This is a genomic window from Methylobacterium sp. Leaf361, from assembly GCF_001424445.1.
Classification (GTDB): domain Bacteria; phylum Pseudomonadota; class Alphaproteobacteria; order Rhizobiales; family Beijerinckiaceae; genus Methylobacterium.
The window spans coordinates 46,802-56,882 of the sequence record NZ_LMPY01000026.1 but is presented as its reverse complement, the minus strand read 5'-3'; the positions used below and the strand labels follow the sequence as shown (position 1 = coordinate 56,882).

3 protein-coding genes and 1 pseudogene are annotated in these 10,081 nt (G+C 71.7%); 1 reads left to right on the top strand and 3 read right to left on the bottom strand.

Translation table 11 applies throughout. The features are described from left to right. Positions 1-309 (top strand): annotated as a pseudogene (locus tag ASG32_RS19530) (sugar transporter); the annotation flags it as partial. A gap of 197 nt (positions 310-506) precedes the next feature. On the opposite strand, the gene ASG32_RS19525 reads toward ASG32_RS19530, so the two are convergent. The 3 genes from ASG32_RS19525 to ASG32_RS35195 form a co-directional block, all read right to left on the bottom strand. Further along, positions 507-1,874, bottom strand: a complete 1,368-nt coding sequence (locus ASG32_RS19525) for an aminotransferase class I/II-fold pyridoxal phosphate-dependent enzyme (protein WP_012317954.1) — start codon at positions 1,872-1,874, stop codon at positions 507-509. Further along, positions 1,871-9,313, bottom strand: a complete 7,443-nt coding sequence (locus ASG32_RS19520; RefSeq protein ID WP_199866138.1) for a type I polyketide synthase — start codon at positions 9,311-9,313, stop codon at positions 1,871-1,873. The genes ASG32_RS19525 and ASG32_RS19520 overlap by 4 nt, the downstream gene beginning before the upstream one ends. A 368-nt stretch (positions 9,314-9,681) precedes the next feature. Further along, positions 9,682-10,081, bottom strand: a 400-nt coding sequence (locus tag ASG32_RS35195) for a UDP binding domain-containing protein (RefSeq protein ID WP_280141593.1), incomplete at its 5' end; no start/stop codon positions are given.

Genomic DNA, 10,081 nt, shown 5'->3' with positions numbered 1-10,081 from the left:
CGCGGCCTGTCGGACTTCGCCGCCGACCCGGCCGGGACGTTCATCTTCCGGTTCGAGCCGGCCAGCGTCGTGCGCCGGCTCAGCCCCGGCTCGAAGCTTCTGGGCACGCCTCTGGTGCCGGTGGTCTACCGGATCGACATGCGCGATCCCAACAGCCTGTTCGTGTCCCAGGCGTTCCGGATGCGCAACCGCGACCTGATCTACGTGTCGAACGCCCCCTTCACCGAGGTCCAGAAGGTCCTCACCGCCTTCAACGGCGTCACGGGCCCCGTCTCCTCGGCCGCCCTGGCCTATTCCTACGCCAAGTAAGGCGGCGCACCGCGACGCGGGCACCCACCCCATCGCGCGACGGATGCGGGTTCGCGTCGCGCCGATCCGGCCGATGCGCGCGTCCGACCGAGACCGCGGAGACCGGTCGCCCGAATGCCGAAGGGGGCGCGGATGTGATCCGCGCCCCCTTCTTCGTAACGCTCTCGGGGAACCGGGGCTCCCGGCCCCGGCCGGGCTCAGACGCGCTTCGCCAGCAGTTGCTCGATCAGCGAGCCGCCCTTGTCGATGGCGGCGAGCTCCTCCGCCACCGCGTTCACGGTGTCGCGGATCTGGTCGGGGGTGTGCTCGGAGGTGAGGAAGAAGCGCAGGCGCGAGGCCCGCTCCGGCACGGCCGGGTGGATGATCGGCTGCACGTTGATGCCCCGGCGGAACAGCCGGTCCGACAGCGTCACCGCCTTCAGCGAGTCGCCGACGATGATCGGCACGACCGCGAGGCCGAGGCTGAAGCCGGTGTCGAGGCCGAGCTTCTTGGCGGTGGCCAGGAACAGGGTGCCGTTCTGGCGCAGGCGCTCGACCCGCTCCGGCTCGGCGTGCATCACGGCCAGCGCCGCCTCGGCGGCGGCGGCCAGCGGCGGCGACATGCCGACGCTGTACACGAAGCCGCCGGCCGTGTGCTTCAGGTACTCGATCAGCGCGATCGGGCCGCAGATGTAGCCGCCGCAGGTGGACAGCGTCTTCGACAGCGTGCCCATCCAGATGTCGACCTCGCGGGGATCGACGCCGCAATGCTCGAACAGGCCGGCGCCGGTGCGGCCGGTGACGCCGAGGCCGTGCGCTTCGTCGACCATCAGCCACGCGTCGTAGCGCTTCTTGAGGGCCACGAGCCCGGCGAGGTCCGGCGCGTCGCCGTCCATGCTGTAGAGGCCCTCGACCACGATCAGCGCCCGGCGATGCTCGTGGCGGGTCGACTGGAGCAGGGTCTCCAGGGCGTCGAGGTCGTTATGCGCGAAGGAGCGGCGCTGGGCGCCCGACAGCTGCGCGCCGGTGACGATGCTGTTGTGGGATAGCGCGTCGTGGAAGATCACGTCGCCGGCTTCCAGCAGGGCGCCGATGGTCGTGACGTTGGTGGCGTGGCCGCTCACCATCACGATGCAGCCCTCGGACTGGTAGTGCTTGGCCAGCGCCTGCTCGAGGCTGATGTGCCCGGGCCGCTCGCCCGCCACGACCCGGCTCGCCGACGCGGACGTGCCGTAGGCCTCGATCGCCTCCCGGGCGGCGTTGCTCACCCGCGGATGACCGTTCAGGCCGAGGTAATCGTAGGACGAGAAGTTCGTGAAGCTCTTCTGGTCGATCCGCGTCGTGGCCCCGGCCTTGGCGTCGTGGACGCGGAAGAACGGGTTGCCCAGACCGATCAGGTCGGCCGCCTGGCGCTGGAGCTTCAGCTCGCGGTAGCCCGGCAGGTTCTCGAAGTTCTGCGCCGCCGACTTGCCGGCGGGAGAGGCCGTCTTGACGGGGGCCGGGCGCGGCGTCGCGCGCCCGAGCCGGTTGGTCACGAAGCCGGCGAGCGCCGCGCGCCCGCCGTCCGGCCGTGCCGTGTCGGTCATGAGTTGGTCTCTTTGATCTCGCTGGACGTCTGCTCGATGAGTTCCTTGAGAGGCGCGAGGATCTGCGCATCGACCTCACCGCCGACATGCTTCGAGACGAGGCTCATCGCGACGCCGGCCGTCTCGTCCATGGGCGCGGAAACCGCCTGAATTAAGGACTCCGACAGCTCGTTGACGGTCATGCCCGACGAAAGTCCGGCGGGCGGCGCGTCGAGGGCGAAGCGCTCCTGCAGGCTGGCGCCGAGCTCGACGCCCATCAGCGAGTCGAGGCCGATCTCCGAGAGCTGGCGCACGCGGCTGATGTCGTCCTTCGGCAGCCGCAGGATGCGGGCGATGTCCTCGACGATCGCGTCCGATACGGTCTTGCGGACCGCGTCGAGGTCGCCGCCCTTGAGCAGCGACGCGATGTTGATCGCCTGGACGCCGCCGGCCTCGGCCTGCTGGTCCGAGCCGAGTTCGGCGTAGCTCGGCGAGCGCATGGTGGCGAGACGCTCGCGCGCCTTGCCCCAGTGCATCGCCGCGATGGCGATGACCGCCTCGTCGGGGGACGTGCCCTGGCTGCCCAGCGCCTCAGCCATCAGGTCGAGGCAGCGGCGGGCCTCCATCGGCGTGACGCCGACGCGGCCGGCGAGGCCTTCCATGACCGCCTTGTTGCGGGCGAGCATGCCGACATCGCCGATGGCGCCCCAGGCCACGGCCAGCGCGGGCAGGCCGCGGCGGCGGCGCTGGCGCGCGAGTCCCTCCATGAAGCCGTTGGCGGCCACGTAGGACCCCTGGCCCGGGTTGCCGATGAAGGTCGTCGCCGAGGAGAACAGGACGAAGTAGTCGAGGCTCCGGTCGCGGGTGGCGGCGTCTAGGTGCTGGGCGCCGATCACCTTGGGGCCGATCACCGCGTCGAGCGCCGCGGCGTCGATGTTGGAGATCAGGCCGTCCTGGAGCACCGCCGCGGCGTGCAGCACGCCCGCGAGTTTCCTGCCGCCCTGCTCGATCCCGGCGATGAGCCGGTCCACCGAGGCGCGGCTCGTGATGTCGACGGCCTTCGCCTCGACGGTCACGCCCCGCGCGGTGAGCTCCGCGACGATGGCCTTGGCCTCGTCGGTGGCCGCGCCCTTGCGGCCCGCGAGCACGAGGTGCTTGGCACCCCGGTCGATCAGCCAGCGCGCCGCCTCCAGGCCGAAGCCGCCGAGGCCGCCGGTCAGCAGGTGGACGCCCTCGGCCGAGACCGTGAACGGCCGGGCCGTGTCCTTCATGATCGTGCCGGCCTTCGGCGGGCTGATCACGATCTTCCCGATATGGCCGGACTGCTGCATCAGCCGGAACGCGTCCGAGGTCTCGGCCGCCGTGAAGGGCTGGTACGGCAGGGGCTTGAGGCCGCCGTCGTTGAACAGGGCCATGACCTCGCGGAACATCCGCGCGCCGTCGTCGCCCTGGTGCTGGATCACCTGGTCGAGGTCGACGCCGAAGTAGCTGAGGTTCCGCCGGAACGGGCGCAGGCCGATATGGGTGTTGGCGACGTAGTCGCGCTTGCCCAGCTCGACGAAGCGGCCGAACGGCCGGAGGGCGTTGAGCGAGCGCTCCATCGCCTCGCCGAACAGGCTGTTCAGCACGATGTCGACGCCGTCGCCGGTGATCGCCCGGACCTCGTCCACGAAGGCCAGGGAGCGGGAATCGAGCACGTGCTCGGCGCCCAGCGCCTTCACGAGGGCCCGCTTCTCGCGGGAGCCGGCCGTGGCGATGACCCGGGCACCCTTCAGCTTGGCGATCTGCAGGGCCGCCAGCCCGACGCCGCCCGCGCCGCCGTGGACCAGCACCCACTCGCCGCGCCGCATCCGGGCGCAGGAGACGAGGCCGTAATAGGCGGTGAGGAAGGCCACCGGCACGGTGGCGGCCGCCATCGGGTCGAGGCCGTGCGGCATCGGCGCGACGACGAGGTCCGGCACAACGATGTGCGTGGCGAAGCCCGACTGGGCGAAGGCGACGACCGGATCGCCGACCTTGAAGCCCTTCACGCCCGGGCCGACGGCCGTGACGCGGCCGGCACACTCGAGGCCGAGGCGGGGGCCGGCGAAGCCGTCCTCGAGGATCTCCTCGGGGAGCATCGAGAGCGCCCAGAGAACGTCGCGGAAGTTGAGGCCGGTGGCCTCGACCGCGATCTCCATCTCGCCCTTGCCGGGAGCGCGGCGCTCGGCCGGCCCCCAGACCATCTCGCTCAGGCCGCCGGTGTTGCTGCGCTCCAGGCGCGCGGCCTCGGCCGGGACGGCGTCGGCCGGATCCCGGTGCTGCGGCCGGCCGGCATGGAAGCGCACGACCTGGGTCCGCTCGTCGTCCAGCACGATCTCGGTCTCCGGGGTGCCGGAGAGGATGAGGTCGCGCAGGCGCTCGGAGGCGCGCTTCGACGACATCTCGGGGGAGAGGTCGATGCGGCGGACGTCGAGGTTCGGGGCTTCGTTGGCGAGCGTGCGGGAGAAGGCCCACACGCCCGCCTCGATGTTGGTGGTCTGGCCGCCGCGGTCGCGGGTCGCGCCAGGCGCCACGACCCAGAGCTTGGTCTGGCGGGATCCCAGGTGCTCGGTGCAGCGCTTCAGGCTGAGGCAGCGGTCGCGCAGCCGCTCGGACGCCTCGCCGCCGCGGGTGAAGGCGCCGGCCAGGAACACCACCGTGTCGGGGGTCTCCTTCTCCAGCTCCATCAGGGAGGTCTCGGAGTCGAGGATGATCGAGACGTGCACGCCGCCCGCGACCAGCAGGGTCGCCAGGGAGGATGCGGTCTCGGCCGCGAACTCGTCGTCCGAGCCGATGATGAAGGCGAAGCTCTGCGCCGGGGCCGGACCCGGGCGCACCGGCGCCTCGGCCGTCAGCAGCAGGTCGTCGCCGTTGGCGGAGGCGGCCCGCTCGACCTCGACCTTGACCAGGCCGTGGGCGCTCAGGATGCGCTGCCAGCCCTCGATGTCCTCGAGCCGGCCCACGGGCAGGCCGCCCGCGGCCTCCTCGAACCAGCCGGCCGTGAGACCGAACACGAGGTCACGGAACAGGGAGGCGCCCGGCTCGACAGCCACCAGCAGGCCGCCGGTGGCGAGCGCCCCGGCGAGCTGGCCCGGCAGGGCCCGGTCGCCGCGATGCAGGCTGCCCGACGCCAGGATCAGGTCGAAGCTGCCGGGCGCGAGCTCCTCGGCGGTCTCGACCACGGCGGCGGCACGGCCGAGCGACAGGCGGGCGCGCTCGGCGAGCCGGCGGTCGGTCTCGAAGACGGTGAGCCGGGCCTCGGCGGCGGACGCGAAGGTCGCGGTCTGGGCCGAGAGCGGGCCGAAGCCGACCTGCAGGACGCGGAGCGCCCGCTCCTTCGGGAGCTGGGCACGGCTCCGCTCGATCAGGCCGGCGACCACGTCGGCGCCGTGGCGCGCGGTGGCCGAGCGCAGCACGAAGGCGTCGATCGCCCCCTGCGGCAGGGACGGCGCGTCGGTGAGCGTGCCGGCGAGCAGCCGGTCGACCAGGGCGCCGACATCGGCGATCAGCACCAGCTCGGCCGAGAGGTCCGGATGGTCGCCGGCGATCCAGCGCATGATCTCGTCGGGCGCCGGCAGGGCGGAGCCGTCGCCCAGCGTCCAGTTCTGGCCCGCGCGCTCGGCGAGGCCGCTGCTCTCCAGGGCGTAGAGGGCGTTCAGCAGCCAGGGGCGCAGGGCCTCCGGCACACGGCTGTCGGTGACCGAGACGGTCTCCCCCTGCGCCAGCCCGGAGGCGAGGCGGTAGGCGAGCGAGGTCGCCCAGCCCTCCAGCAGGAGGTGGCCCGGCGACAGGGCGGCGTCGGACGGCCCCTTCGACTCGGCGGCGAGCGGGCGCAGACGCGCGGCCACGCTCGGGCGGCGCTCCATCGGGATCGCGGTCGGCTCGGTGGCGAGCTCCGGCACCTGCGAGATCGCGAAGGTCGAGAGGTCGCCGCCGTTCTTGGCGCGCAGGGCCTGGAACCGGCCCTCGCGGATCGTGGCGATGACCGCGCCCTCGGCGTCGAGGAGCGTGAAGTCGGCCAGGATCGAGCGCTCGTTGCAGCGGCGGGTGCGGATGATCGAGCGGGCGATCACCGCGCCGGGGCGCAGCATACGGACCTCGCCGAAGCGCACCGGGATGTAGGCCTTGCCGCCGTTCTCGCCGAGCAGGTCGGCGAACAGCAGGATCAGCCCGTGGAAGCACGCGTCGAGCCGGTTCGGCACCAGGCCGTAGCGGGTGTCGGGCTCGGCCGGCAGCAGGTCGGAGACGATCGTGGCGTCGTCGAGCCGCGCGCTCATCGCCACCTGCTGGAAGCTCGGGCCGAAGCCGAGCCCGGAGGCGAGGGCCTTGGCGTAGAGCGCGTCGCCGGTGAGCACGTGGTCGCCCGCGGTCTCGAAGCTGAAGCCGTCGAGATCCGGTGTCTTCGGGGCCGAGAAGGTGCCCTCGACGATCTTGGCCTGGGCGTGCAGCTGCCAGGGGGTCTGGGTCAGGCGGGGCCGGCTCAGCACCTGGATGCCGTTGCCGGAGCCCGACAGGCGCACCGCGACCTCGCGCAGGGCGTCCTCGGCGAACACCATCGGCGCCACGATCTCGAAGTCGGCCAGCACGACCTCGTCGTCGCGCAGGGCCTCGCGAACGCAGGCCAGGGCCATCTCGACGAAGCCGGCGCCCGGCATGATCACCTGGCCGTCGACCTTGTGATCCTCCAGTTCCGGCACGGTCACCGGGTCGACGAAGCCGTTCCACTCCAGCCCGTCGAAGGTCGTGCGCGACCCGATCAGCGGGTGGTAGGGGCGGGGGCTCATCGCGCCGACGCCCTCGGTGGTGTCGGCGAGGCGGAACGGGCGGCGCTGCCACGGGTAGGAGGGCAGGCGGACGTCGCCCTTCGGGGCGTCGCCGAACAGCAGCGTCTCGTCGACCTGCGCGCCCTGGACGAGGGCGGCGCTGACCGCCTTGGCGATCGGGTCGCCGCCGGAAGCCTTGCGGTGCATCACGCCGACCGTGGCGGTCTCGATGCCCAGCGGCTCGACCGCGTCGCCGACGTGCGACATCAGGGTCGCGCGCGGGCCGACCTCCACGAACACGCGGGCGCCGCGGCGGGTGGCGTCCTGCACGGCCTCGCAGAAGCGCACGGGCTCGCGGATGTTGCGCCACCAGTAGCCGGCGCCGAAATTCTCGCCGCCCAGCACCGAGCCGGTCACGGTCGAGACCATCGCGGTGGTGCCGGTCCGCGACTTGAGGCCCGCGAGGTCGCGCAGCAGCGGCTTCTCGGTCGGGTCCATCAGCCGTCCGTGGAAGGCGTAGGCGAGGTCGAGCTTGCGGCCGCGGCGGCGCTTGCGCGACAGGGCCTTGATGGCGGCGTCGATGTCGGCCACCGGCCCGGCGACCGTGACGGCCTTGGGGCTGTTGTAGGCGGCGATGTCGAGGGTCGGGTAATCCTTGAGGAAGGTCTCGACCTCCTCGGCCGGCATCAGCAGCACCGCCATGGTGCCCTGGCCGTGCGTCGTCTCCTGGTGGTGGCTGCGGTAGTAGATGACCCGGACCGCGTCCTCCAGGCTGAGGATCCCGGCGGCCTCGGCGGCCGCGATCTCGCCCACGGAGTGGCCGAGGACGTAGGACGGGATCAGGCCCTTCGCCTTGAGCGCGGCCGTCGAGGCGCTCTCGATGGCGAAGATCAGCGGCTGCGAGACGCTGGTCAGCGCGAGGCGCTCGTCGAGGTCGTCGGCGTAGAGCGCGTCCTTCAGCGACCAGTCCGAGTAGGCCCGGAACAGGGTATCGATCCGGTCGAAGGTCGCGCGGAAGGTCGCGTTCTCCTCGTAGGCCTCGCGGCCCATCCCGGCCCACTGGCTGCCGTTGCCGGAATAGATGAACGCCACCTCGGCGACGCGGTCGACCGCGGTGCCGGTGAAGGCGTCCTGCGTGTCCTCGCCCTCGCCGACGGCGCGCAGCGCCGCGGCGACGTCGGTCTTGCCGTCGAGCGCGACGGCGAGGCGGGCGGGCATGCGCTCGCGGCGATGCGCCACCGCGGCCGCAGCGGTCGCGACCTGCTCGGGGGCGGCCTCGAGGCGCTCGGCGTAGTCGAGGGCGAGCTCGTTCAGCGCCGCCCGGCTCTGGGCCGAGAGCAGCAGCACCTGGGCCTGGGGCTCCGCGGTCGCGGCGGCGGGCTTCGCCCAGGCCGGCGCGTCGGTGATGACGACGTGGGCGTTGGTGCCGCCGAAGCCGAAGGAGTTGACGCCGGCGAAGCGCTCGCGCGAGCCGCGGCCGATCTTCAGCGGCGCGCGCACGACGTCCAGGTTGAGCTCGCCGAAGGGGATCTCCGGATTGAGCTCGGCCGCGTGCAGCGACGGCGGGACGAGATCGTGCTCGAGCGCCAGAGTCGCCTTCATCAGGCCGGCGAGGCCGGAGACCGGCTCGGTGTGGCCGATATTGGTCTTGATCGAGCCGATCGGCAGCGGCGCCTGCCGGCCGCGGCCGAGCTTCGAGCCGATGGCCGAGGCCTCGATCGGGTCGCCCACCGGCGTGCCGGTGCCGTGCGCCTCCATGAAGGCGAGGTCGTCGAGGCGGATCTCGGCCTCGCGGTAGACCTTCTCCAGCAGGGCGCCCTGGGCGTAGCCCGAGGGGAGGGAGATGCCGGTGGTCCGGCCGTCGGAGTTGATGCCGGAGGCGGCGACGACCGCGCGCACGGTGGCGCCGTTGCGCCGCGCGGCCTCGGCCGACTGCAGCACGAACACCACGCCGCCCTCGGAGCGCACGTAGCCGTCCGCGTTCTTGGAGAACGCCTGGCACAGGCCGGTGCGCGAGAGCATCTGCGCGGTGGAGAAGCAGATGAAGTTGAACGGGCTCGCCAGCACGTTCACGCCGGCGACGACCGCGGTGTCCACGCGGCCCGACCGGATCGCCTGCACGGCGTTGTCGAAGGCGACGAGCGAGGACGAGCAGGCCGTGTCGACCGTGAAGCTCGGGCCCTTGAGGTCGAAGATGTAGGAGATGCGGTTCGAGATGATCGAGAGCGTGTTGCCGGTCGCCGCGTAAGCGTCGCCCGACGGCGCGTCGAGGATGCGCAGGTTGCCGTAATCGAGGGACGAGGCGCCGACGAACACGCCGATATTGCTGCCGGCCACGCTCGACGGGCGCAGGCCCGCGTCCTCGAGGGCTTCCCAGGTCAGCTCGAGCAGCATCCGCTGCTGCGGATCCATCTGCTCGGCCTCGCGGGGCGAGATGCCGAAGACCGACGGGTCGAACGACCAGACGTCGTCGATGACACCGGCCGCCCAGGTGTAGCTCTTGCCGCGCTCATGGGCGCGCGGATGGGCGAACCGCTCCAGGGAGAACCGGTCGGCCGGCACCTTGCTGACGGCGCAGCGCCCTTCGGACAGGAGTGACCAGAGCCCATCCACGCTGGGGGCCCCGGGCAGTCGGCATGCGCGTCCGACGATCGCAATGTCTGTACGTTGTGTCACGTTCGGTTCGCACACGCTCGTTATCGGAAGTCGGCTCGGCTCTCGACGAGTGAGTACCCTCTCACCCCTTACTGTGGCACCATTGCGGTGTCCAACCAGCCCTAACGCGAGGTCATCCCCGCGTGGCAAAATTGCCAGAGGCTGTGACATGTATTCATCAGAAGCTTATCCAATTCCTACGGTCAAAACGCCGAGTTTGAACCGCCGGACCGGCTGCCGAGACGCGGGCTCGATCACGAGAAAGCCACAGTTGCGCCTCCGCGGACGCCGCCCGTCTAGCGGCATCGATGCCGATTCCGGAAGAAATCTTCGCGATGTCGCGCAAGTCCCGCACAGGAATCCGGGCTCGAAGGCCTGCGCAGTGATGATCAAGACCCGATCCGGGCGACGCTCTCCTTGGTTCGTCCGACGCCGCAATAGGTGAAACCGTGGCGCGCGGCGCTCGCGGGGTCGTAGATGTTGCGCAGGTCGATCAGCACGGGAGCCGCCTCACCGGACGACATGGCCTGACGCAGCCGGTCGAGGTCGAGGGCCCGGAACGCGTTCCACTCGGTGACGATCACCACCGCGTCGGCGCCCTCGGCGCAGGCGTAGGCGTTCTCGGCGTAATCCACAGCCGGCATCAGGATCCGAGCCTGCTCCATGCCCTCGGGATCGTAAGCGCGGACCACGGCGCCGGCGTCCTGCAGGCCCGCCACGATCGCCAGCGCGGGCGCGTCGCGCATGTCGTCGGTGTTCGGCTTGAAGGTCAGGCCGAGGAGGGCGATC

Coding starts and splice junctions, on each gene's coding strand:
- ASG32_RS19525 (WP_012317954.1), bottom strand. CDS start 1,874: ATGACCGACACGGCACGGCCGGACGGCGGGCGCGCGGCGCTCGCCGGC.